Consider the following 25,084-nt stretch of genomic DNA (forward strand, 5'->3'; position numbering starts at 1 on the left):
AATTGTTTAGCGCAGTTTTAGAGTCGCAAGACCTAACAACACTAAAAACAATGAGATAATCCAAAAGCGTACAATAACACGCGGCTCTGGCCATCCTTTTAATTCATAATGGTGGTGAATAGGTGCCATCCGGAAAATACGCTGTCCACGTAATTTGTATGAACCGACTTGTAAGATCACTGACACGGTTTCCATTACAAAAACGCCACCCATAATCACTAACAAAATCTCTTGGCGAACTAAAATAGCAATAACACCTAATGCTGCACCTAATGCCAATGAGCCTACATCGCCCATAAACACTTGTGCAGGGTATGTGTTAAACCATAAAAAGCCTAAGCCTGCACCGACCATTGCAGTACATACAATCACCAGCTCACCGGCTAACGGTAAATGTGGCAAGTGGAGGTAACTGGCAAATTGCGCATGGCCAGATAAATATGCAATTAATGCAAATGCTGCGGCCACCATCACAGTCGGCATAATAGCCAAACCATCTAAACCATCAGTTAGATTTACTGCATTACTGGCACCCACAATGGTGAAGTAAGCCAATAAAATAAACATAAAGCCCAGTTGTGGCATAACATCTTTAAAGAATGGCACCACCAACTGGGTCTCTCCGCCCATAGTCGACGAGCTGTATAAAAACACGGCCACGACGATTGCTGCGATGGATTGCAACGCATATTTCCAACGTGCAATGAGTCCTTTAGAATCTTTTTTAACGACTTTACGGTAATCATCAATAAAGCCAATCGCGCCAAAACTCCCTAAAACAAACAACGTCACCAACACATAACGATTAGACAAATCGCCCCACAGCAGCACACTAATAAAAATACCTGCCAGGATTAAAATACCGCCCATTGTTGGTGTGCCACGTTTACTAAAATGCGACTCAGAGCCGTCATCACGCACAACTTGACCAATCTGGAGCATTTGCAGACGCTTAATTAAAATTGGTCTCACCACAAACTAAACACTAATGCAGTCAACAAGCCCAAAATAGCCCGGAACGTTACATACGAAAAAACGTTAAACCCGCTATAAAACTGGGTTAAATACTCGGCTAGATAAACCAGCATCTACACTAACTCCCCACGCCCAAAGGCATTCAATAAACTGTCGACAACCCGCTCCATAGCGGCGCTGCGAGAACCTTTAACTAAAATAGTCACATTGCCTTCAACATCTTTGAGGTGTTGTTGTAATGCGACAATCAATTTGTCTTGTGCTGAAAAATGCTTGCTACCAAATGCCTCACTGGCATGGCTTCGAGAGTTGGCCACAACAAAATAAACCGTCTATTGCTGCATTTTTCGCCTGCAATCCAACGCTGGCGTGCAAAGGGGCAGCATTGTCGCCTAATTCGCCTAAATCTCCCAGCACTAAAAAACGATAACCATCACGTTGTTGCAACCAATTGATTGCCGCACTGACAGAAGTTGGATTTGCGTTATAACTGTCGTCAATTAACAACATGCGTCCGAGCTTATGCGGTTGCATACGCCCTTTAACGGGTTTCAGTAACGCAAACCCTTGTGCGATAACATTCAACGGGACATTTAGTGCGATACACATAGATGCGGCCGCTAATGCATTGCTCACCTGATGCAAGCCAGCAAGCGGTAATTGCACCTCTGCGTGTTGGTTGTTGAAGGTTAAAGTAAAGCGACAACAGCCATTCTCATCAGCTTCAATCGCACTCGCTTTCACTTCCGCATTGATGTCTGCATGGCGAGAAAAACGTAATTGCTTGTGCCCTTTAGAGCGTTGCAACATACACTCAGCATATTGATCATCTGCGTTAATAATTGCAGTGCCATCTGTGGCTAAATGATTAAAAATTTCTGATTTTGCTTGTGCAACGCCATCTAATGAACCAAAGCCTTCAAGATGTGCACTACCAATATTGTTCACTAATGCCACTTGCGGTTGCACTAATGATGAGGTGTAATCGATTTCACCACTGTGGTTGGCGCCGAGCTCAAACACGCCGTATTCATCACCTTGAGTTAACCGCAACAGGGTTAAAGGCACACCAATTTCATTATTAAAATTACCAGCGGTAAATAACACTTGGTGATGCTGCGATAAAATCGTCGCCACCATCTCTTTCACGCTGGTTTTGCCGTTTGACCCCGTCAAAGCGACACTAATGGGCTTAACATTTTGACGCACAAGCGCGCCAATGTTACCCATGGATTTTTGAGTATTTGTCACCACAATTTGTGCAACATCAAAAGGCAAAACATGATCAACAAGCAAGGCTACCGCACCATTATCAACCGCCGTTTGAGCAAAATCATGACCATCAAAGCGCTCACCTTTTAACGCAACAAATAAGCACTTTGTGTCTATCTTACGGCTGTCGGTACTTACAGCAGAGATTGTTTGGTCTTTACCGTGCAATTGACCTTGTAATTGCTCAGCGAGTTGAGCAAGCGATAAGCTGATCATAATGCGTCCTTAGACAAAGCAAGTGCTAAAGCGCGCTCATCATAATCGATACGTTGGCCTGCGACTTCTTGATAGGTTTCATGACCTTTACCGGCAAGCAATACGATGTCATCAGTCTTGGCCATTGTGGCAACTTGTGTAATGGCGTTAATACGGTCAACATGTGTTAACACATTATTCGGTTGGCTAATGCCTTGTAAAATATCGTTGATAATGGTTTGTGGATCTTCGCTGCGCGCATTGTCGCTAGTGATCATCACCTTATCCGCAAACGCCTCTGCGGCTTGTGCCATTAATGGGCGCTTACCTTTGTCGCGGTCACCACCACAACCAAATACGCACCATAAGGTGCCTTTGCAATGTACTCGTAATGCTTTTAACGCTTGCTCAATGGCATCTGGCGTATGTGCATAATCAACCACTAAAGTGGCTTTATTAGCAGCTGAAAAGCGCTCCATTCTACCGGCTACTGGCACCACGTTTGGCATCACAGCGAGCATGGCGCTCATCGACATGCCTTGCAAATACAAGGCTGCAATGGCTGCGACTAAATTTGATAAATTAAATGCGCCCAGTAAGGGTGATTCAATGTTAGCCGATAAGCGACTTTGGCCATTGAGTGCTGGGTAGTGCAATACAGCTCTCACGCCTGCATCATGGTATTGCACATCGGTACAATAAAAATCGGCACTGGTATCGCCTTGAGTACTGAACGATTTAATCTGATGATTAGCGAGCTCAGCACACCATTTAGCACCTGTGGCGTCATCGATGTTAATGACACCGTGTTTTAAGCTAGGAAAATGAAATAAGCGTTTCTTTGCAGCCGCATAGGCATCCATATCACCATGGTAATCAAGGTGATCGCGGCTTAAATTGGTAAATATTGCCGTTTCGAAGGGAGCGGCCTCTACACGGCCTTGCACTAGACCATGGCTCGATACTTCCATGGCACACACTTTTACCCTTTGAGCATTAAACTCGGCTAATTGCTTCATTACAGTAATGGCATCAGCCGTTGTATTACCACTGTCGACCAATTGTCCCCAAACACCATTTCCTAACGTGCCCATAACCGCTGCTGGGTGTCCGAGCAAATTAACAATTTGCGCAATGATTTGGCTAACTGAGGTTTTGCCGTTAGTGCCAGTAACACCAATTAATGCCAGTGAATGGGTATGAGTTGCATAAAACTGAGCAGCGACGGCAGATAGCTGTCGTCCGAGTTGGAAAAAATACACCACGGGCACTGAGTATTGTTGCGCATCAACAACACCATGTTGTTCCGGATTATCAGTATGAATTAATATTGCAGCTGCACCTGCATCAATGGCTTGCGCGATATACTGACGACCATCTACTTTATGACCTGGTAGCGCGACAAATAAACTGCCCTTGCTAACACTGCGGCTATCAAGGGTTAAATCGTTTATCGACTCTTCCCCTGCGTAATGAAACCAGGGCGCTAGAAGATCATTTAATAACATCATGCTGCGCTCCTTGCGCGGTGGCTAAATGGATAGCCTCTCGCTCTGAAATTGGCTCAACATTCAGCATTTGCAATGCTCCAGACATAATTTTGGCAAATGCTGGACAGCAACATCGCCGCCGTAATACTTGTCGCCTTTTGGTTCGTTAATCACTACAGAAATCGCTAAGCGAGGGTTATGAACGGGGGCAACACCAGCAAATAATCCGACATAATCATCGCCATAACCACCCGCTACCGCCTTACGACTAGTACCTGTTTTACCCGCTACGGGATAACCGTCAATATGGAGCCTTTCTGGCTGTGCCGCCGGTTTCAGTAACGCCTACTAACATTTGCATGACATCTTTGGCAACTTGAGTGGAAATGACTTGTTCGCCTTTAGGGGCTTGTTTCAGTTTTAAAATCGAAACTGGGTATAATATGCCACCGCTGCCGAGTGTGGCGTACATACGCGCAATTTGCAGTGGTGTTGCGGTAAAACCATAACCAAATGATAAAGTGGCGCGTTCAAAGTCAGACCAGCGGTTACGGTCATGAATTAACCCCGCGCTTTCACCTGTTAAATTGATGCCAGAATAGTTACCTAATCCCATTGACTGATAGGTACCCAATAATTGCTGAACTGGCATAGATAACGCCAATTTACTGATGCCTACGTTACTTGATTTGACGAGAATTTTTGCCAGCGACATGTCGCCATAATTATTAGAGTCGCGTACCTGACGACCACCAATTCGCATCCAACCTGGCGAGGTTTGAATTAACTCATTGGATTTCACCGTGCCCGCCTCTAAAGCAGCAGCAACCACAAACGGTTTTACAGTAGAGCCGGGTTCAAAAGTGTCGGTTAATGCGCGATTACGCATGCGGTGAGTTTGAAGGTTGTCGCGAGAGTTTGGATTATAAGATGGCGTATTGGCCATCGCTAAAACCTCACCCGTGTTGACGTCAATCACTACAACTGAGCCTGATGTCGCTTGATACATTTCAGTGGCTCGTTTGAGCTCACGGTACGCCAACTGCTGAATACGTTGGTCGATACTTAATACCAGATCATTTGAGCTTTCGCCCTCTTGCACCATATCTAAACGTTCAACAACACTACCGTCGCGCGACTTTCGTACTTTTTGTTTAGAGGGTGTGCCAGTAAGCCAAGTGTTGTAGGTATTTTCAATGCCCTCAATACCTACGTCATCAATATTAGTAATACCAATAAGCTGAGCAGCGATTTCACCGGTGGGATAGTAACGACGCGATTCTGATTTAAGGTAAATGCCGCCAATTTTAAGCTGCTCAATATAATCTGCTACGGCTGGAGTCACTTGACGCTTTAAATACACAAAACGCTTTTTGGGGTTGCCTTTTACTTTACGAACCAGCTTATCGACTGGCTCTTGTAAAACATCAGCAAGCGCTTGCCAACGACGCATATCTTTAAACGCATCTTGATCAAATGCATGTTTAGGGTCGGCCCAAACTGCACGAACCGGCACACTGACGGCTAACATGTCACCGTTACGGTCGGTAATTAAACCGCGCTGCACCTGATTACTGGTGGTACGTAAGGTGCGCATATCGCTTTCGTGGCGCAGTTTGTCAGGCTCAATAATTTGAATATAAGCGGCGCGCGCAATCAGGCTGCAAAATAACAACAAAACGAAGCCAACCACGACGTATAAACGCCATGGTATCAGTTCGTGATTCAGTTTTCGTTTTGCTTGTCTCGCCATAGTCCCTATGCTCACTGAACTCGAATAATGACTTCCTCTTTAGGAAGTGGTCGAGCCATATTAAGTTCTTTTGTTGCCATTCGCGTCACACGGCTGTGTTCTGACTGCGATTGTTCTTCTAATAATAAGTTGCGCCATTCAATGTCTAGTCTGTCTTGCTCTTGCAGTAATTGATCCCATTGAGAGGTCAACTGCCGCGTTACATGGCTGGTGTAAACCACCACAATGCCATTGGCGACCACGAGCAAACCTAGCAGCACAATCCATTTGTGATGCCAGAGGTCGAGCAACACAATCCGAGGTAAACTTAATGGTGATTGGCTCACATTATCCTCGGTCTTTAATAATCTAAGCGCTCAGCAACTCGTAACACCGAGCTGCGGGCACGTGGGTTTTGTTCTAATTCTGCTTCCGAAGGCTTCATCGCCTTGCCAACAGCTTTTAACTTGCGTGATTTATTGATCTCAGCTTCTGTGATGGGCAACCCATGCGGGACACTTTCACCTTGGCTATGACGACGAATAAAACGTTTCACCATGCGATCTTCTAATGAATGAAAGCTGATAACTGACAAGCGTCCTTGTGGAGCGAGTACCGTTAACGCGCCTTCAAGCGCTTGATCAATTTGCTCTAGTTCGCTATTGATATAAATTCTAATGGCCTGAAATACCCGAGTCGCCGGGTGTTTATTACGTTCTTTGTTTTTAGTAATACGCGCAATTAAATCGGCTAAATCTTTGGTGCGTAGAAATGGTGTTTTTTCACGATCGGCCGCAATGCAGCGGGCAATATGTCGTGAATTTTTTTCTTCGCCATAGGTTTTAAACACCCATGCCATATCTTCTATTTCTGCGCGGGCAATCCACTGTGCTGCGGTTTGACCTTGGCTATTGTCCATGCGCATGTCCAACGAGTCATCGCGTAAAAAGCTAAAGCCGCGCTCGGCATCGTCTAATTGTGGTGACGACACCCCTAAATCAAGTAACACACCGTTAATTTTGCCAGTAAGCCCTAGCTCTTCAACATACTGCGCTAACTGACCAAAACCACCGTGCACAATTTGAAAACGTGAGTCGTCGGCAAACTGTTTAGCGGCTTCAATCGCTTGTGGATCGCGATCAATGGCAATCAAACGGCCATTAGCACCTAAATGACTCAATACATGACGAGAATGTCCACCACGACCAAATGTGCCATCAATATAGATGCCATCACTTTGGATATTGAGACCCTCTACAGTCTCATTCAGTAATACAGATAAATGGGCAAACTCTTGGCTCATTGGTTTTGTTAACCTTATTGGTCGCTACAGTGAAAAATGTGCCAGACGTTCATTGCTGGCTAAATCTTGGCTATGGATAAGCTCGTTGCCATCATCCATTTGTTGCTGCCAAGCAGACTCTTCCCACAGTTCAAATTTATTCAGTAAGCCCACCAGCATGGTTTTCTTTTCTAAGCTGGCAAAACTTCGCAAAGCCGGTGGGATCACAATGCGTCCGTGGCTGTCTAGTTCACAATCTTGTGCGTGACCCAGTAATTTTCGTTTAAAGGAACGTTCAAGTGGATCGGTGTCAGAGAGTAATTTCAGTTTTGCTTCAATCAACTCCCACTCGTGCAATGGGTAAATCAACAAACAGGCGGCATTAATGTCTACGGTAATAATCACTGTACCGGCATGCTCCACACGCAACGCGTCACGGTATCTCGCAGGAATTGCGATCCGTCCTTTAGCGTCCATGTTTATAGCACTGGCACCTCGAAACACTTTATTACACCCTTTTTGTTAGCATTTGATCCACAATGATCCACTTTTTCCCACAAATGCTAAGTTTAGGGACTCAAGGCAAGTGTTGTCAAGGGATGGACAGATATATTAAATCCAGACGCCAAGCGGGTTAGCAGCAAATTGATCTCAAGCAGGAGGAATGACAAAGCCGTCTGTAAAAAACAGCTTAAAATCAGGGTAAATGAGTTAAACCAGAGACATAACGCTCATTTTATCAGCGAAAATAGCAGCGGTTCTTTTAATTAAAGTGCGTTAATTATCTAAATACTCCACCTTTAGATTGAATTATGAGCCTGTTAGCAAAGAACTTCTCCGCATTAAAACTCATAAATTGTCGATCTTGATCGAGAAAAGCGGTTAAAAAAACCTTCTCATTTAACTGCAACAGCAACGGCTTATGCTCAATGTTCTTCTTGTGCGACGTAGTTAACGCTAGAACATTAACGTCGGTAAATGATTTATCGGCTTAATTACAGCAACATTGTCCAGACGCTAATCGTATCTATCTCTCTCAATATCAAGGGCAGGCATTTTATCAATTCAGCTCGCAATCACAGTTAATTATTCTTAATGCCGATATTAGGGCTTGCTGATATTTAAAGATTTTTCATAATCAATGAAGCGTCTAAAGCGGTGAATAACATGTTGAAGAGCGATGCTAACCTAAGCTCAAATGGATTATCGTCAACGTCGTTACAAATCAACCAAAACACTGAGACAAACAAAAACCAAAGAGTAAGAACCTGATGGATTATCTTAAATGACGCCAAGATGAATTATGATTAAATTTTAACCGCAAGGTGCCGATAACAAGTATAATTAGTGATATATACCTAATCTTTTTATTTGCACAGGAGGGCGCGACATGAGTATTGATAGCATTTATGCCATGCTCGCTAGACCTGTACGTGCCGTCAGTGAGCATCGAAGAGTTGTCGAGCAGGTAAATAAGACCAGTGCCATAAACGCCGACAGCCATGAGACACCACAGTCGCAACTGCCTCCGCATATTGCTCGCAAACCTGTTACAACCAAAAAAGCATTGGTACGTAAAGAGCGCCGTTTAACATTACGCACCGTTGATGGCAAAAAAAGTACCGGCAACCGCTTAAGAAGAATGGCGACTGACGAGCGTTTCTCCACTCGTGGAGAAACCGCAAGTCAGCACATTGATATCGAAGTGTAATACCATCACTTGTTGTAAAGTGAACAACCATGATTTCATAGCGACGCCTTAATCAAAAACGACAGGACGCATTCTGAGTGACCACTTATTAACGCTGATGGGTATAATATCTATTACTGTGGTTCGCTGTTAGGACTCACTTGCAACACCGCTTGCTTCCAGCCAGCGTAAATCTCAGCTCTGTGGTTATGATCCATTGTGGAAATAAATTCACGCTCCGTCGATAACATTGATTTTAGCTCATCAGTCGATCCCCACACACCAACAGCTAAACCCGCTAAAAATGCCGCGCCCATGGCGGTGGTTTCTGTCATTAATGGACGAATGACTTTCGCCCCAGTAATATCGGCTTGAAACTGCATTAAAAAGTCATTTGATACCGCGCCACCGTCGACTCGAATTTCGGTTAATGGCACATCCGAATCTTTACTCATCGCATCGAGTACGTCGCGAGATTGGTAGGCGATCGCTTCAAGAGCAGCCCGAATAATATGATTTCGATTAGCACCACGAGTCAGACCAATAATCGCTCCACGAGCATCGGCATCCCAATATGGCGCACCTAATCCAACAAAAGCGGGGACTAAATACACACCATTGGTATCATCGACTTTTTCGGCAAAGTATTGGGTGTCACACGCATCTGTAATTAAGCCTAACTCATCTCGCAGCCACTGAATTACCGCCCCGCCCATAAAGACTGAACCTTCTAGTGCGTAATTGACTTTAGCATCTGCACCGATGGCCATTGTGGTTAATAAACCATGAGTCGACTCAACCGCTTTATCGCCAGTATTCATTAATAAGAAACACCCAGTACCATAAGTATTTTTGGCCATACCGGGTTCAATGCAGAGTTGACCGAATAACGCCGATTGTTGATCCCCTGCCATACCAGCAACAGGCACATGGTTGCCAGCAAGTTCGGTATAACCGTATATGGCGCATGACGGTTTAACCTCTGGCAGCATGGTGAGGGGAATATCAAATAACTCCAGCAGTTCTTTGTCCCACTCTTGAGTGTGGATATTGAATAACATAGTACGAGATGCATTGGTTGGTTCGGTGACATGCACTTCGCCTTGAGTGAGCTTCCATACTAACCAGGTGTCTACAGTGCCAAATAACAAATCACCGGCTTCGGCGAGTTCACGCGCACCGTCAACATTGTCTAAAATCCATTTGATTTTAGACGCTGAAAAATAAGGATCTAATACCAGCCCCGTTTTTTGGCGTACTCTCTCTTCAGCGCCTTGCGCTTTGAGCTGTTGGCAAATACCCTGGCTACGACGACATTGCCACACAATCGCATTGTATACAGGCTTACCTGTGTGTTTATTCCAAACAATAGTGGTTTCGCGTTGATTAGTAATGCCAATAGCAGCAACATCTTGACGGCCAATACCAGCTCGAGTTAATACCTCAACTAAGACCGAACTTTGCGATGACCAAATCTCCATTGGGTCATGTTCAACCCAGCCCGCTTGAGGATAATGCTGGGTAAACTCTCGCTGCGCAACGGCAACAATATTGACCTGATGATCAAACACAATCGCACGAGAACTGGTTGTGCCTTGGTCTAACGCGACAATGAATTTTTTAGCAACCATCTGATTTCCTATATCATTTTTTGATGATTATTTTTGTATGGTTTTCTACTTAACAGGCTCTGTATGGCATGCTACATCGACATATAAACTAGATGTAATCGTCTGAGTTTAACAAAAATGACCATTGCTTTGCCTAATTAGACTGATTCAACGGCCAATAATAACAAAAGCCCCACATAATGCGGGGCTTATTTAAAAATCCTTGGTTCAAACACCAAGCAGATTACATTTTATAGCTAACCTGTAAACCTGTTAACCATACATGGCCTGTCGCTTCACCACTATACCCAACGGAAGCTAAACCCAACAGATCCTGAGTTTCAGTGATTGGTGCATCACCGTGCATGCGGATATAAGTCACAGCAAGGTCAACATTCAGGTTTTTAGTGACTTGATAACCGGTACCCATACTAAACCATAAACGGTCAGAGTCAGGAATCGTAGTTGTTCGGTGTTCATCGTCTACTGCAGTTTTATCAAGTGCGACACCAGCACGTAATGTCCACTGATCATTCACAGTGTATGTGCTACCAATCGAATAACGCCAGTTGTCTTTAAAGTTCTCTTCTTTCACAACATCTGACTCAAGATCGCCAGTTGGTTTTACATCACCAGGAAAGTAAGCCACAAGCTGATCGAACACGCTCCATTCAGTCCAGTTTACGCTACCGTGCATTGCCCAGTTATCGGTCAATTGATGATAAGAAGCAAGTTCAGCAAAAGCTGGGATCTCAATCGGTAAGTAACCGTCAATTTCAACATCTTGGCCACCGTCATAGCTCACACCTGCAGCGCTGCCATCAAGCTCTAACTCAACACCACTGTGATAAGCTAATCCGATACGGTGATTCTTATTAATCTGCCAACTTGCACCCGCTTTCCAGCCGTAACTAATGTCATCACCTTCCATCGATTTTAACTCAGTACCGGCTGCAGGCAACTGCTCTACAATGCTTTCAGGTACATTCGGGTTGGCTTTAATCGCATCAATCCAAGATGGAGTTGTCGCGCTAATTTCGCCTTCGCCATAGACAATACGCAGGCTCGCGCCCACAGTAAACTCATCGTCGATACGATAAGCAATGTTTGGATTAAACTCCACTGTGGTAATAGAGGTGTGATTACCAAAAATAGCCGCGGCGCTGGTTGAGTCTATCTCAGTCGCTAAACCATAGTTTGAGTTAACCGCTAGACCCCAGGTCGCATTGATCGTTTAATTGATTAGAGTAATAAAAGTTCGGTACCAGAGCGTCATCTGCAACATCAATCGCGTTAGCGTCAATGACAATAGCATCTGAGCCCAGTAATGAAGATTCAATGCTAACGTCGCCCAGTACATCAATATCAGGCATAACATAAATCCCACCAGCAGAAAGTTGACGGCCTTCGAGGTAAGATAGCATTGCAGGGTTGCGCGCTTGAGTTGAGGCGTTATCTGCTATGGCGGCTTCACCCGCAAATGCACGACCTAAACCGGTAGCTGAAGATTCGGCAAGTTGAAAACCTGCTGCGTTGACTTGAGTTGTTGCCCCAAAGACAATGGCACTAATGGCCAATGTTAACACTGTTTTTTTCATTATCATTCTCTGTGCTGTAGATTCATCCCGCTTAAACCGGCTTCAATAGAGCAAAAGCTCGACTTAAATGAGCGCATAAGTGTACTGATCCAGAATGGCTTTGCAACTAGTAGGGACTTAAGATGACCTTTGAAATGTGCAGATTGAAACTGTGATCCAGTGCAACATTTACAATTTACATAATCAAATTTTGATGAAAAAAAACATAGCTGTACGCTCAAGCTATATATTAATGGGGCAACATATCACTTTAAACTTAAAAAACATTACCTTAGCTACTATAAAATGAAACACAAGTTAGCTTTTTTATAACAAGCCATCGTGGTGCTCTCAATTTAAAATCAATCATTTAGCAATTTTGTTACATTAATTAATTTACAAAAAAAATAAAAAAACCTCTATTTGCTAGCAAAAAGAGGTTTTATACACAATCAATCCAACAGCGACTTCACCGTTAATCACTCAATATTCACAAATTATTATGCATACCATTGCGGTATTTGAGCTTCATAATCGCTAATGTCTTGTTCAAATGACAAGGTTAAACCAATCGCATCAAGCCCGTTTAATAGCTTATGCCTTGCAGACTCAACTAGGCTAAAGCTAAACACTTCACCTGAAGGTGAAGTTACCGTTAAAGCTTGTAAGTCGACGGTAATTTGCGCGCCTTCAGTGGCTGCGACTTCATCCATCAATTGTTGCACTTGCTCTGCAGGCAATTTAACGGGTAATAAACCATTATTGATCGAGTTGCCATAAAAAATATCAGCAAATGTCGGCGCAATAATCACTCTTAAACCAAAGTCAGCTAACGCCCAAGGTGCATGTTCACGTGACGAACCACAACCAAAGTTTTCTTGGGCTAATAAAATAGACGCCCCTTTATAGCGCGGTTTATTTAGCGCAAATTCAGGATTAGGCTGATCACCTGCATCATCTAAATAACGCCAGTCATGGAATAAATGCACTCCAAAGCCGTCACGGGTTACTTTAGATAAAAACTGTTTAGGAATAATCTGATCGGTATCAATATTGGCACTGTCGATGGCTACCGCTAAACCGGTATGGGCAGTAAATGCTTGCATGTGTTTCTCCTATCTCGGTTTAGTAAGGTTTGCGAATATCAACAAAGTGACCGGCAATGGCAGCGGCCGCAGCCATGGCAGGGCTCACTAAATGTGTGCGGCTACCGCGTCCTTGACGCCCTTCGAAGTTACGGTTACTGGTTGATGCACAGCGATCGCCCGCTTCTAAACGGTCATCGTTCATCGCTAAACACATTGAACAACCCGGTAAACGCCATTCAAAACCTGCTTCGATAAAGATTTTATCTAAGCCTTCCGCTTCGGCTTGAAGTTTTACCTGGCCAGAACCCGGTACCACAATCGCCACAACACCCTCTGCTACCTTACGATTTTTGGCATGCACAGCAGCAGAGCGTAAATCTTCAATACGAGAATTAGTGCAAGAACCAATAAACACCTTATTAATGCTGATATCAGTCATTTTAGTACCAGGCGTTAAACCAATATAATCTAATGCTTTAATCATGCTGGATTGGTTAATCAAATTAGATTCTTGTTCAGGATTGGGCACTACACCGTCAATCGCCACAACTTGACCAGGGTTTGTTCCCCAAGTTAATTGCGGAGCAATGTCTTTAGCATCTAATACCACTTCGGCATCAAATACAGCATCGACATCAGTTTTAAGCTGTGACCACGCTGCAACAGCTTGTTCCCATACGGCAGCTTTTGGCGCAAACTCACGGCCTTTTAGGTAATCAAATGTCGTTTGGTCAGGTGCCACCATACCGGCTTTGGCCCCCATTTCGATGGCCATATTACATAAGGTCATGCGGCCTTCCATGCTCAACTCTTCAATGGCTTGGCCACAAAACTCAACCACGTAACCTGTACCGCCATCCATACCCAGCTTGCCGATAATCGCCAATACAATATCTTTCGCAGTAACGCCATCAGTGACCTGACCGCGCACTTCAACTTTCATGGTTTTAGCTTTAAGCTGACGCAGTGTTTGGGTAGCAAGCACGTGCTCAACTTCTGATGTACCAATACCAAATGCCAATGCACCAAATGCCCCATGAGTGGCAGTGTGCGAGTCGCCGCAGACAATCACAGTACCCGGAAGAGTAATACCTAACTCAGGTCCCATTACATGGACAATACCCTGGTTTGGATGGTGAATGTCGTATAAGCGCACGCCAAAGTCTTTACAGTTTTGCGCTAGGGTTTCAACTTGAGTACGCGCCATTGGGCTTAACGCATCTAAGCTCGCACTACGAGTTGACGTGTTATGATCCATGGTGGCAAAAGTTTTTTGTGGTGCACGTAATTGACGCCCAGCCACTTTTAAGCCACTAAAAGCTTGAGGTGATGTCACTTCGTGCACTAAATGACGGTCAACATAAACTATTGGTGCTTCACCTTCTGGGCTCGCTACAATATGCGCATCCCACACTTTTTCGTATAGGGTTTTACCTGTTACTTGGCCATTACACACCTTCCTGAATTGCTTGAGCAATAAAATCGCCCATTTGTGCTGTCGACTTAGCGTCACTTCGCTTATCTGCTGCTAATAACTCACCAGTTAAATAACCACTTGATAATGCTTTAGTGACTGCGCGCTCAATGGCACTTGCTGCTTCTTCTTGCTTTAAACTATGACGTAACATTAATGCTGCTGATAAAATTTGTGCAACAGGGTTAGCAATACCCTGGCCAGCAATATCTGGAGCGCTGCCGCCTGCGGGCTCAAATAAACCAAAACCTGTGCTGTTCATGCTGGCTGACGATAACAAGCCCATTGAGCCGGTTAACATGGCGATTTCATCTGACAAAATATCGCCAAATAAGTTTGAACATAACATCACGTCAAACTCGTCTGGACGACGCAGCAATTGCATTGTCGCGTTATCAATATAAATGTGCTCTAAGGTCACATCAGGAAAGTCTTTAGCGACCTCTTCAACCACTTGACGCCATAATACTGAGCAGGCTAACACGTTGGCTTTGTCTACTGAGGTGACTTTATTTTTACGGCCACGTGCGGCTTCAAATGCAATGCGAGCAATACGGCTGATTTCACGGCGACTATAACGCATAGTATCAAATGCTTCTTCGCTATCACCTTCACCTTGACGACCTTTTGGCTTACCAAAGTAAATACCACCGGTTAACTCACGCACACACAACACATCAAACCCACGGGCTGAAATGTCGCTGCGCAATGGTGACATATGTTCTAACCCATCATGTAATTTGGCTGGGCGTAAATTACAAAATAATTCAAAATGGCCACGTAATGGCAATAATGCACCACGTTCAGGCTGGTCATTCGGCGGTAAGTGTTCCCATTTAGAGCCGCCAACACTACCAAATAAAATGGCATCGGCTGCTTCACAGCCTTTTAAGGTAGAGTCAGGTAATGGACAACCATGGTTATCAATGGCAATACCGCCAACATCATATTCGCTGTAGCTAATGTCTAGCCCAAAGCGTGTTTCCACGGCACTGAGCACTTTACGCGCTTCAGCCATCACTTCAGGATCAATACCATCACCCGACAAAACTGCTATTTGATAACTCATACGCCGCCTAACTCCCTTTCTTTATGGATCTGTTGTTTAAAATCAGCCACTTTATCTGCACGGTACACTAGGTTCATCACATGCACGAGAGCTTGGGCTGATGCTTCTACGACATCTGTAGCTAAACCGACGCCGTGGAACATTTGTTCATTGTATTTTGCGGTAATATCAACCTGACCCAGCGCATTTTGACCTTCGCCTTTAGCTCCAAGTTTGTAGTTGGTAATGTTAATTTGACGCTGAGTGGCACGCGCAATGGCGTTATAAGCCGCATCAACAGGACCATTGCCCGTTGCCGCTTCAGTAAAGTCTTTGCCATCAACTGCAATGCGCACAGTGGCTGTTGCCACGCCTTCTGTTGAATCTGAATGCACCATTAAATGTTGTAATTTGTATTGGTCGTCATCTTGCGCTTGTGACTCCATATACACTAAGGCTTCAAGGTCATAATCAAACACTTGTCCTTTTTTGTCAGCGAGTGTTAAAAATTGCTCATACAAGCTGTCCATATCGTAATCGTCAGGCTGATAACCCATTTCTTCCATACGATGTTTGATTACATGACGACCAGAACGAGAAGTCATGTTTAGGTTATTACGGTTTAGACCAATACTTTCTGGCGTCATGATCTCGTAAGTATTTTTGGCTTTTAGCATGCCGTCCTGGTGAATACCTGACGAATGCGAAAATGCATTGGTACCAACAATCGCTTTGTTTGCTTGAATTGGCATATTACACAGCTGACTCACTAACGACGATGTACGGTGAATTTCTTTAGCGTTGATGCCAGTGTCTAAATCTAACAACCCTTTACGCGTTGCTAAAATCATGGCGATTTCTTCTAATGAACAGTTACCCGCACGCTCTCCAATGCCATTAATAGTACATTCAATTTGGCGAGCGCCCATTTCAACCGCTGCAATCGAGTTAGCCACTGACAAGCCTAAGTCATCATGACAATGCACTGAAATCACAGCCTGGTCGATATTAGGCACGCGGTTGAAAAGGGTTTGAATAATGCCGCCAAACTCACTTGGTACTGTGTAACCAACAGTATCAGGGATGTTAATAGTACGAGCACCCGCCTTAATTGCCGCTTCAACCATACGGCACAAATTATCAATTGGGGTACGGCCAGCATCTTCACAAGAAAACTCAACGTCATCGGTAAAACGTCTTGCGTATTTAACTGCTCCGACTGCCATATCTAACACATCATCAAACGTGCGCTTTAATTTGCTTTCAACATGAATAGTTGATGTTGAAATAAAGGTATGAATACGAAACTGTTCAGCCACAGACAAAGCTTGCGCAGCGGCATCAATGTCTTTTTCTAATGCACGAGACAACGCACACACACGACTGTTTTTAATGGTTTTAGCAATGGTCTGCACCGAATGGAAATCGCCAGGAGACGACACAGGAAAGCCCACTTCCATCACATCAACGCCCAAACGCTCTAGAGCCAACGCAATTTGTAGCTTCTCTTTTACGGTTAAACTGGCTGCTAATGCTTGCTCACCATCTCGTAAGGTAGTATCAAAAATTATGACTCTGTTGGACATCGAATTTCTCCATCGACCATCTTGTATGTATTTCAGCTAACTGCACACATCACAACTGGCTCGTTTCAAAAGGGCTAAAAACAAAAAACCCCGCGACTATTAGCGCGGGGTTTGTGTATGCTTATTTACTTATTTTGCATGTAACACAAAGGACTCCGCGCAGCTTATGCCAGAGAGGAGAAGGAGTCCGAGTAAAGATGATTGTGTATTCATGGCTTCAATATTCACTTTTAGTAAATAGATATTCTGTATAAATTTTCTCTATGGGTAATATTTAACGCGACCAGCCTCCGCTGTCAACCTTAAATTGATCAACTTGAGCAAGATTACGATGTACTAGTACCTCATGACAGTTGTTGTCACTTAAACTCCTCGTTCAATAGGCCACAAAATATACCTAGCATGAATAATATTAAACCAATGAGCTAGATCAAAATTCGCGCACATAAGTTGCTGCATCAATTATATATTTATGTATCATGTTTTAAAAAATCGTATACTGCCGACAACCCAATATAAGTAGATATTAACGATGACACGATCGAGAAACACAAGTGAGAATAAATTAAGTCGAATGTTTGGCTTTATTTTAGGATTATTGATTGTTTCTCTAACAGCACCTGTTACAGCTCAAGTATCACACTCCTTTTTGACAGCAGAAGACGTTGTAAACAATACTCAACAACTTAGCGTAAATGAACAATTAGATGTGATTCACGACATCAATACACAACGTTCGGAGCAAGCAAAAATATTGATAGAAGGGCTTGAGCAACAAAGTGTAGAGCAACCATTATCTGATGTACAAACCCTTCGTTTACGTTTATTACGCTGTTTTAATCTATTAGAGTTTGGGCATTTCGATCAAGCAATCACCTTGTCAACTCAAGGCGAACAGACTGCCAGAGAATTAAAGTACGATACAGCTCGCCCTTACTTTATGCAATGTGGCGCTACAGCCTATCAGAGCCTTGGCAATACTTTGCAACAACAGCTGCTTACAGAAGAAGCTTTACGCTTGGCTAAACGTTATTCAGAAAAACAAGCGATTATCGGTAGTTTATATTTACGCAGTCGACAAAACACTAGCCTCGAAAACTACAATCAATCAATTGAAGACTTGCGCATAGGTCTTGATATTTATGGTGAGGCGAAGCAGCAATTTCAACCATGGTATTTATTACCAAAATCATATCTACAGGCCGAAATATCTAATGTCTTTTTCTCAATGGGTGATTTTGAAGAAGCACTTCATTTTGCAGAGATCGCAGCAACCGCCCCTTCAACTTTCGGAAAGCTTAATTTCGCATTTTCTATCAATTTAGCACGCATAAATATTGTATTAAAAAACTCAAAGGATGTACTTTTCTATCTTGAAAAAGCTGAAGCGGAACATAACAAGAATACAGCAGAAAGAGATTTTGCAGTTGGTAATGCACTACTTGCAATCATTAACCTACACGTTGGTAATTACGATTTAGCACAACAACAAGCATTACATAGCATAGAACTATTCACTAAATATCAAGAACCTATTTACGTGATGCGTATCAAGCGCACCTTAGCAAAAGTCTACATCGCCCAGCAAAAAGACAATCAAGCATTAACACTGCTCAATGAGATTATTGCGCAGGCAGCGGAGCTTAAGCAGTATTCAGATCTTGAGGATTTTAATCAAATCGTCAGCGAATACTATGCCGATAAACAACAATTTGAGTCAGCATACCATTATCAAATGCAACGCTATAATGCCGCTAAACAAGCCAATAATAAATTAAATAATGCGCATTTTATGCAATATAAAGCCAGATTATCGACTCAAAATGAACCAAGCGTAAATGAAAAACCAACGACCAATAATATAAATCAAAGCCTGTCTATTGCCGCACTGATTATCCTCTTATTGTCTGTCGGTTTAGTGCTTTTTTTAAGAAGAAAACCGCTATACGCTAATGACGAACCAAAAGAACAAAGCCAATCACAGATCATTAGTGCCATGCTTAATAATGCTAAGCAAGGCCATTACCAATTAAGCCTGTTATTAATTAATATCAACCATATTCGTCAGGTCGATGTACCCAATTTACTGCAGCAGTTACAGCTAACCCTAAGAGAGCAAGACCAACTGTTCCGTCATAATCTTGATGAGCTCATCATTATCTTGCCGCACACCTCAGCCATTGGCGCGACTCGCGTAGTACACCAAATAGAAACGGTATTAAATCTATGGCCTTCAGATACGAAAACTTACATTGGCGTTGCGAGTTTACAACAGCTAGATACATTTGAAGGGCTAATGAAAAAGGCAGTATTAAACCAATTAAGTAAAATGAAACCACAAGAAAACCAGTTAACCTAGCCCAACATTATTCTGACAAATAACCGGCTAAAACGTAGCACTAGCCTTTTGTCAGATAATCACTGATCTCATCTAAAAACTCGCCACCAAAACGGTCAAGTTTTATTTGGCCAACACCGTTAACCGCGAGCATTTCACCTGGGCTGGTTGGCAGCATGGCAGACATTTCTGCCAAAGTTGCATCGTTAAAGACTAAATAAGGTGGGATATCATGCTGCTCTGCTAATTCGCGGCGTAACAACTTTAAGCGAGCAAACAGTTTTCTATCATATTGTTGTGGTGCCCGAGGATTAGTTTTACGTTTGACATCAATTAACTGAATGCGCGGCTCAGCCAACATTAACGATAATTCGGCTTTTAATACTGGCCTTGCCGCCGGATTTAACTTAATCGATGAACCGCGGGTAATATCTTGGCTAACTAAACCCAAATGGATTAACTGACGGATGACACTGAGCCAATACTCTGTCGATTTATCAGCACCAATCCCCCAAGTCGTTAGTTTGTCATGGCCTCTATCAACCACATTTGCAGCTTTAGAGCCTCTGAGTACATCAATCACTTGATGAATACCAAACCGCTGTTGTAAACGATAAATGCACGACAACACTTTTTGTGCATCTTCAGTACCGTCATAGCGTTTGGGCGGATCCAAACAAATATCGCAGTTTCCACAAGGCTCTGATGCCACCTCATCAAAATAATGCAGTAATACTTGGCGACGACAAGTTTGCGCCTCAGCAAAAGCGGCCATGGTATGTAATTTATGAAACTCAACTTGTTGTTGCGGCTCATGGTTCAGACTGTTCAATCAAGTGCCTTACTCGACCAATGTCGGCAGGGTCAAATAACATATAAGCTTCAGCATCTAAGCCATCTCGGCCAGCACGGCCGGTTTCTTGATAATAGGCTTCAATACTTTTAGGGATATCGTAATGCACCACAAAACGCACATTCGATTTATTAATTCCCATACCAAAAGCTACCGTAGCCACAACGATATCAACTTGGTCTTTCAAAAATCTGTCTTGCACATCAGCGCGTTCTTCTTGGCTCATCCCTGCATGGTAGGCTTGCGCATTAAAACCCTGCAAGCGTAGCCGCTCTGCCACTTCATCTACCCGGCGACGGCTACTGCAATATACAATGCCGCTGGCACCATTTTGCACAGTAACAAACTGACGCAACTGATTGGCAGCGTTTAACTTTTCAGCCACCGTATAACGAATGTTAGGCCGATCAAAACTTGATAGTAAGGTGTATGGCGTAATATTCAAACGTTCACAAATACTTAAACGTGTTGCATGATCTGCGGTCGCAGTTAACGCCATTAATGGAATATACGGAAAATATTGTTTCAGCTGACCTAATGCAGCATATTCAGGCCTAAAATCATGGCCCCACTGACTAATGCAATGCGCTTCGTCTACGGCAAACATGGCAACATCAATTGATTGCAAACGCTCAATAAAATCAGGCCTTAATAAACGCTCAGGCGAGACATACAACAACTTAATATCACCGGCATGCAATTTACGTAATACATCTGCACTTTGCTCACGCGGTAATGATGAATTGAGATACGCCGCCGCGACACCGCTTTGTAATAAACTGTCAACTTGATCTTTCATCAAGGATATCAATGGTGAAACAACAACCGTCACTCCAGACAAGACGAGAGCAGGCAATTGGTAACACATACTCTTGCCGCCACCCGTAGGCATAATCACTAGGGTGTCTTGTACCTGTAAACTACGTTCAATGACTTCTCGCTGCCCTTTACGAAAGGCGCGATATCCAAAGACCTGCTGCAAGCTGGTCGCTAATACGTCCTGCTCAGCTGTAGGGCTGTCTACGGTAGATGTTGGCGTTGAAGTCAGAATATCCATTCACACTATGATGTCATTTAACGGACGGTCATTTTAAAGCACTCGGGCGCAGATGTCTTGAAGCAAAGTACAAATGTCTAACCTTGCTGGCCGATGATGATTGAGTATTACGCACTTTAGCGTTAGATTAAATACTCTATGCACGCTGAAAATAAATACAAAAATAATAAACAAGACAAGGATAGCGCATGACTTCATCGATTCAAGACCAAGCCTTAAAACAAGTTGCAGATATTTTTGACCAACATGTTCCATTTCATAATCTACTCGGGTTAGACATTAAACATTACGACATCAATGGGGTTGAAGTTGTGATTAAAATGAAACCCGAACTGATTGGTAATATCCATCAAAACATTCTTCATGGCGGCGTAACGGCCACATTACTCGATGTCGTTGGCGGTCTAACAGCCTTTGCAGGCTTGGTCGCAAGCCGTGATGACTGGACAGTTGAAGAGTTGCAACAGCGCTTAACGACCTTAGGCACCATTGACATGCGGGTTGATTTTTTACGTCCAGGCCGTGGTGAAACATTTACCGGTACTGGTACGGTTATCCGCGCAGGCAATCGGGTATCGGTTTGCAAGATGGAATTGCACAATGAGTTAGGCACTCATATTGCTTTTGGTACAGGTACTTACATGGTGGGCTAACTCGGCAGTTTTAGTCCTTTTGCCACGTTAAAGTGGCAGCTCACCAATAAAACAAATTGCTTAATAACTTGTATCATCAATGGGGGCGACCTACAATCGCCCCTCTTTCGTTGTTGCCATTGTTGATTCATTATGCCGGATTTAGAATATCGTAAAGGGGTGTTCCTCGCGATTTGCGCTTACACCATTTGGGGTGTCGCCCCTTTATATTTCAAATTATTACATCATGTCCCCGCCACTGACATTTTAATGCACCGTGTTATATGGTCATTTCTGTTTATGATCATTTTGATGCAATTTATAGGTGGATTCAGCCGCTTACGCCTCATTCTCAAACAACCCAGGCAACTGCTCATTTTGCTAACGACTTCGATATTGATCGCAGCAAACTGGCTTATTTTTATCTGGGCAGTCAATAACGACCACATGCTTGATGCCAGCTTAGGTTATTTTATTAACCCACTGTTTAACGTATTGTTAGGAATGGTATTTTTAGGTGAGCGCTTACGTAAATTACAATGGCTTGCAGTCACATTAGCAAGTGTAGGTGTACTGGTACAGTTGATCTCATTTGGCTCAATTCCGTTGGTGTCTTTGGCCTTTGCGGCAAGCTTTGGTTTTTATGGCTTATTGCGTAAAAAAGTGAATATTGATGCCAAATCAGGCTTATTGGTCGAAACCGCCATTTTATTACCCGTCGCACTCGGTTACTTATTGATAACGATAGACAGTTCACCTGTTAGCATGCTAACCAATAACCTCGATCTCAATTTACTCCTAGTGGCCGCGGGCATTGTAACCACCATCCCGCTTTTATGTTTTGCAGGCTCTGCAGTCAGAATTCCATTTTCTATTTTAGGGTTCTTTCAATACATTGGCACCAAGTATCATGTTTATCTTAGCGGTCAAATTGTTTGATGAGCCTTTCGACATAGAGAAAGGCATTACCTTTTGCTTTATCTGGGGAGCACTGGTGATATTTATTAGCGACATGGTACTGCAACGCCAGCGTCAACATGTTGCCACGAAAAAAACCGCCGCAAAGGCTTAATCAATAGGCTTTTGAAGCAGAAGCGCTCGCATGCAACTTTGCTAGCGCTTTATCTGCATCGATCACGCTAACCATAATCACTTTATTTTGGCTAATGGGTAACATAATCACCTGAGCAGGCTTCGTTACCGACAATAAGGCTTTGACGCCATTATTTAATGAAAACCATCCCAAAGAATATCCTGGCATGCCCAAACCATTTGTGCGCCACTTAGCCGCGTATTCTGGCTCTTTAAGCCGGTTGACGACGCGTGCTTGTGCAAAATCCACTTGATTAATCTCAATGGTATTTGAATACAGTGGGATATTAACCTGCAACTGTTTGTCATCCCACGACATTGTACTATTAAACGACTGATAAAACGTAAATACAAATAAGCCCATTAAAGGTAACATTATCCCCAACGTTAAATACTTAGCGTTACTGGGAATGGGTTTGAAAAAAATAAATACCGTTAAACCAAGTAACCCTAACAACAGTGCAATAAAACTATATATCGCTCCAGAATCCAGTGGAGCTAACTCAATCACATTCATACAATCTCTTAATGCAGAGTAAGAATGGGGTTATTTTGCCATAAAAAATGCCGGATTAACCGGCATTTTTCATTGTGTGAAACGCTTATAAATCGAGTGCAAGAATTTTTGAACGGCGCTGATAGTTATAGAGCTGTTTTTTCTTGTTAGGTAACTCTTCAACATCAACAATGTTAAAGCCATGCTCTAAAAACCAATGAATGCTGCGTGTTGTTAACGCAAATAAACGCGAGTAACCGCGTACTCGTGCCTGACCAATAATGTTATTCAACAAAATACTGCCTCGGTCAGCATCACGATAATCAGGATGCACCACTAAACACGCAAACTCGCCGGCATTGTCTTCTTCAAACGGATACAGCGCCGCGCAACCAATCACTAAGTTATCGCGCTCGACCAACATAAACTGCTCAATTTCCATTTCGAGCTGCTCACGAGAGCGACGCACTAAAATACCCTGTTCTTCCAATGGACGAATTAAGTTTAAAATCCCACCAATATCACCAATGGTTGCACGGCGCAAACGCTCGGCGCTTTGCGTCACAATTTGAGTACCAATCCCTTCACGAGAGAACAACTCTTGAAGTAATGCGCCATCATCTAAGTAACTGACTAAATGGCAACGGGGTACACCACGACGACAAGCCTCAACACTGGCCTTTAAGAACGCCATTTTACCCACAGAAGTATGATCATCTTCAGACATGGTTTTAAGCATTTCTTCGATATCGTCAGGCATGAGCTCGGCAATGACTTCGCCATTTTTGCCAATAAGACCATTAGTGTCACTAAAGCCAATAATTTTGTCTGCTTTAAGTTTAATCGCTACCTGAGTAGCAACTTCTTCAGCGGTTAAGTTAAAGCTCTCCCCCGTAACAGACGCTGCAATAGAGTCCCATCAACACAATACCATTATTGTCTAACTGGCGACGTAAGCCTTGCGCATCAATACGGCGAACTTTACCACTTAAACAAAAATCAACGCCATCATCGATACCTAATGGCTGAGCAATAACAAAGTTGCCACTCACAACGTTAATCTGCGCATTTTGCATAGGGGTATTACCCAAACTCATCGATAATCTTGCCGTAATATCAAACTGGGTTGCACCCGCAACTTGTTTAATAATTTTCAGACTTTCTTCATCAGTAATACGGATGCCATTGTGGTAAACAGGTTCAATACCGGCAGCTTTTAATCCAGCATCAATTTGCGGCCTTGCGCCGTAAACTAAAACCACTTCAATACCAAGTGAATGCAACAAGGCAACATCATTTAAAATACCGCGAAATTGCGAATGCGCTAATGCCTCGCCACCTAACATGACAACAAACGTTTTACCTCTATGCGCATTAACATAAGGAGCAGAATGACGAAATCCATCAACCAATTCAGTGGTTCTCACGGGCAAATTCACCTCGGTGTTGGTAAGCATTAAACAAGCTTGCGTGTGTATGCACCTTGCAAGCTAACATATAGTACGAAGACACGATGGTATTGCATTTTAATTCACTTTAAAAGCATTTTATTTCACTTTTAACTAAAAGTATTTTGTCATTTTTGTGTGAAAAATTC

13 protein-coding genes and 7 pseudogenes are annotated in these 25,084 nt (G+C 43.3%); 4 read left to right on the top strand and 16 right to left on the bottom strand.

The features are described from left to right. Positions 1-6: 6 nt before the first annotated feature. The 7 genes and pseudogenes from mraY to mraZ all read right to left on the bottom strand — a co-directional run bounded on the left by mraY (position 7) and on the right by mraZ (position 7,450). A pseudogene (gene mraY / locus N4T56_RS18235) lies at positions 7-1,088 on the bottom strand (phospho-N-acetylmuramoyl-pentapeptide-transferase). Next, positions 1,089-2,463: pseudogene (locus tag N4T56_RS18240) on the bottom strand (UDP-N-acetylmuramoyl-tripeptide--D-alanyl-D-alanine ligase). It lies immediately after the preceding pseudogene. Next, positions 2,460-3,953: a UDP-N-acetylmuramoyl-L-alanyl-D-glutamate--2,6-diaminopimelate ligase gene (gene murE, locus N4T56_RS18245; RefSeq protein WP_261734222.1), complete on the bottom strand. Its 1,494-nt coding sequence runs from the start codon at positions 3,951-3,953 to the stop codon at positions 2,460-2,462. The pseudogene N4T56_RS18240 and the gene murE overlap by 4 nt, the downstream one beginning before the upstream one ends. Further along, positions 3,937-5,685 (bottom strand): annotated as a pseudogene (locus N4T56_RS18250) (penicillin-binding transpeptidase domain-containing protein). Before N4T56_RS18250 ends, murE begins: the two are co-directional and overlap by 17 nt. Before the next feature lie 11 nt (positions 5,686-5,696). After that, positions 5,697-6,011 (bottom strand): cell division protein FtsL, encoded by a 315-nt coding sequence (gene ftsL, locus N4T56_RS18255; RefSeq protein ID WP_261734223.1) that lies wholly within the window; start codon positions 6,009-6,011, stop codon positions 5,697-5,699. 14 nt (positions 6,012-6,025) lie between these two features. Further along, positions 6,026-6,967: a 16S rRNA (cytosine(1402)-N(4))-methyltransferase RsmH gene (rsmH, locus tag N4T56_RS18260; protein ID WP_261734224.1), complete on the bottom strand. Its 942-nt coding sequence runs from the start codon at positions 6,965-6,967 to the stop codon at positions 6,026-6,028. Positions 6,968-6,991: 24 nt separating this feature from the next. Further along, complete coding sequence (mraZ, locus tag N4T56_RS18265; RefSeq protein WP_261734225.1) at positions 6,992-7,450, bottom strand: division/cell wall cluster transcriptional repressor MraZ; 459 nt, start codon at positions 7,448-7,450, stop codon at positions 6,992-6,994. A gap of 886 nt (positions 7,451-8,336) precedes the next feature. Here mraZ and N4T56_RS18270 point away from each other — a divergent pair. Then, positions 8,337-8,657: a hypothetical protein gene (locus N4T56_RS18270; protein WP_261734226.1), complete on the top strand. Its 321-nt coding sequence runs from the start codon at positions 8,337-8,339 to the stop codon at positions 8,655-8,657. Positions 8,658-8,770: 113 nt separating this feature from the next. Here the strand turns inward: N4T56_RS18270 and glpK are convergent, their stop codons facing one another. The 6 genes and pseudogenes from glpK to leuA form a co-directional block, all read right to left on the bottom strand. Continuing rightward, entirely contained in the window at positions 8,771-10,267 is a 1,497-nt protein-coding gene (gene glpK / locus N4T56_RS18275) for a glycerol kinase GlpK (RefSeq protein WP_261734227.1), read from the bottom strand. A 223-nt stretch (positions 10,268-10,490) separates the two neighbouring features. Then, positions 10,491-11,844 (bottom strand): annotated as a pseudogene (locus N4T56_RS18280) (outer membrane protein transport protein). A 479-nt stretch (positions 11,845-12,323) separates the two neighbouring features. Beyond that, positions 12,324-12,929 (bottom strand): 3-isopropylmalate dehydratase small subunit, encoded by a 606-nt coding sequence (gene leuD / locus N4T56_RS18285; protein WP_261734228.1) that lies wholly within the window; start codon positions 12,927-12,929, stop codon positions 12,324-12,326. A 19-nt stretch (positions 12,930-12,948) separates the two neighbouring features. After that, entirely contained in the window at positions 12,949-14,367 is a 1,419-nt protein-coding gene (gene leuC, locus N4T56_RS18290; protein ID WP_261734872.1) for a 3-isopropylmalate dehydratase large subunit, read from the bottom strand. Further along, positions 14,360-15,454: a 3-isopropylmalate dehydrogenase gene (gene leuB, locus N4T56_RS18295; RefSeq protein ID WP_261734229.1), complete on the bottom strand. Its 1,095-nt coding sequence runs from the start codon at positions 15,452-15,454 to the stop codon at positions 14,360-14,362. The genes leuC and leuB overlap by 8 nt, the downstream gene beginning before the upstream one ends. After that, positions 15,451-17,019, bottom strand: a complete 1,569-nt coding sequence (gene leuA / locus N4T56_RS18300; protein ID WP_261734230.1) for a 2-isopropylmalate synthase — start codon at positions 17,017-17,019, stop codon at positions 15,451-15,453. The genes leuB and leuA overlap by 4 nt, the downstream gene beginning before the upstream one ends. 532 nt (positions 17,020-17,551) lie before the next feature. Between leuA and N4T56_RS18305 the strand changes: the two genes are divergently transcribed. Beyond that, a complete protein-coding gene (locus N4T56_RS18305) occupies positions 17,552-19,378 on the top strand; it encodes a hypothetical protein (RefSeq protein WP_261734231.1) in 1,827 nt (608 codons plus the stop codon). Positions 19,379-19,418: 40 nt separating this feature from the next. On the opposite strand, the pseudogene recQ reads toward N4T56_RS18305, so the two are convergent. Beyond that, positions 19,419-21,267, bottom strand: a pseudogene (recQ, locus tag N4T56_RS18310) (DNA helicase RecQ). Between the two features lie 188 nt (positions 21,268-21,455). Here recQ and N4T56_RS18315 point away from each other — a divergent pair. Both N4T56_RS18315 and rarD read left to right on the top strand, forming a co-directional pair. After that, complete coding sequence (locus N4T56_RS18315; RefSeq protein WP_261734232.1) at positions 21,456-21,920, top strand: thioesterase family protein; 465 nt, start codon at positions 21,456-21,458, stop codon at positions 21,918-21,920. Positions 21,921-22,052: 132 nt separating this feature from the next. Next, a pseudogene (gene rarD / locus N4T56_RS18320) lies at positions 22,053-22,971 on the top strand (EamA family transporter RarD). Here the strand turns inward: rarD and N4T56_RS18325 are convergent. Both N4T56_RS18325 and argA read right to left on the bottom strand, forming a co-directional pair. Beyond that, the gene (locus N4T56_RS18325; protein WP_261734233.1) at positions 22,972-23,508 is read right to left on the bottom strand and encodes a PH domain-containing protein; all 537 of its coding nucleotides are present in this window, start codon (positions 23,506-23,508) and stop codon (positions 22,972-22,974) included. Between the two features lie 85 nt (positions 23,509-23,593). Further along, positions 23,594-24,914: pseudogene (gene argA / locus N4T56_RS18330) on the bottom strand (amino-acid N-acetyltransferase). Between the last annotated feature and the right edge of the window lie 170 nt (positions 24,915-25,084).

It is taken from the genome of Shewanella phaeophyticola, from assembly GCF_025398315.1.
In the GTDB taxonomy this organism is placed as follows: Bacteria; Pseudomonadota; Gammaproteobacteria; order Enterobacterales; family Shewanellaceae; genus Shewanella; species Shewanella phaeophyticola.

What these genes read in the sequence shown, in the direction of transcription:
- murE (WP_261734222.1), bottom strand. Translation starts at nt 3,953, where the DNA reads ATGATGTTATTAAATGATCTTCTAGCGCCCTGGTTTCATTACGCAGGG.
- rsmH (WP_261734224.1), bottom strand. Translation starts at nt 6,967, where the DNA reads ATGAGCCAAGAGTTTGCCCATTTATCTGTATTACTGAATGAGACTGTA.
- N4T56_RS18270 (WP_261734226.1), top strand. Translation starts at nt 8,337, where the DNA reads ATGAGTATTGATAGCATTTATGCCATGCTCGCTAGACCTGTACGTGCC.
- glpK (WP_261734227.1), bottom strand. Translation starts at nt 10,267, where the DNA reads ATGGTTGCTAAAAAATTCATTGTCGCGTTAGACCAAGGCACAACCAGT.
- leuD (WP_261734228.1), bottom strand. Translation starts at nt 12,929, where the DNA reads ATGCAAGCATTTACTGCCCATACCGGTTTAGCGGTAGCCATCGACAGT.
- leuB (WP_261734229.1), bottom strand. Translation starts at nt 15,454, where the DNA reads ATGAGTTATCAAATAGCAGTTTTGTCGGGTGATGGTATTGATCCTGAA.
- leuA (WP_261734230.1), bottom strand. Translation starts at nt 17,019, where the DNA reads ATGTCCAACAGAGTCATAATTTTTGATACTACCTTACGAGATGGTGAG.
- N4T56_RS18305 (WP_261734231.1), top strand. Translation starts at nt 17,552, where the DNA reads ATGACACGATCGAGAAACACAAGTGAGAATAAATTAAGTCGAATGTTT.
- N4T56_RS18315 (WP_261734232.1), top strand. Translation starts at nt 21,456, where the DNA reads ATGACTTCATCGATTCAAGACCAAGCCTTAAAACAAGTTGCAGATATT.
- N4T56_RS18325 (WP_261734233.1), bottom strand. Translation starts at nt 23,508, where the DNA reads ATGAATGTGATTGAGTTAGCTCCACTGGATTCTGGAGCGATATATAGT.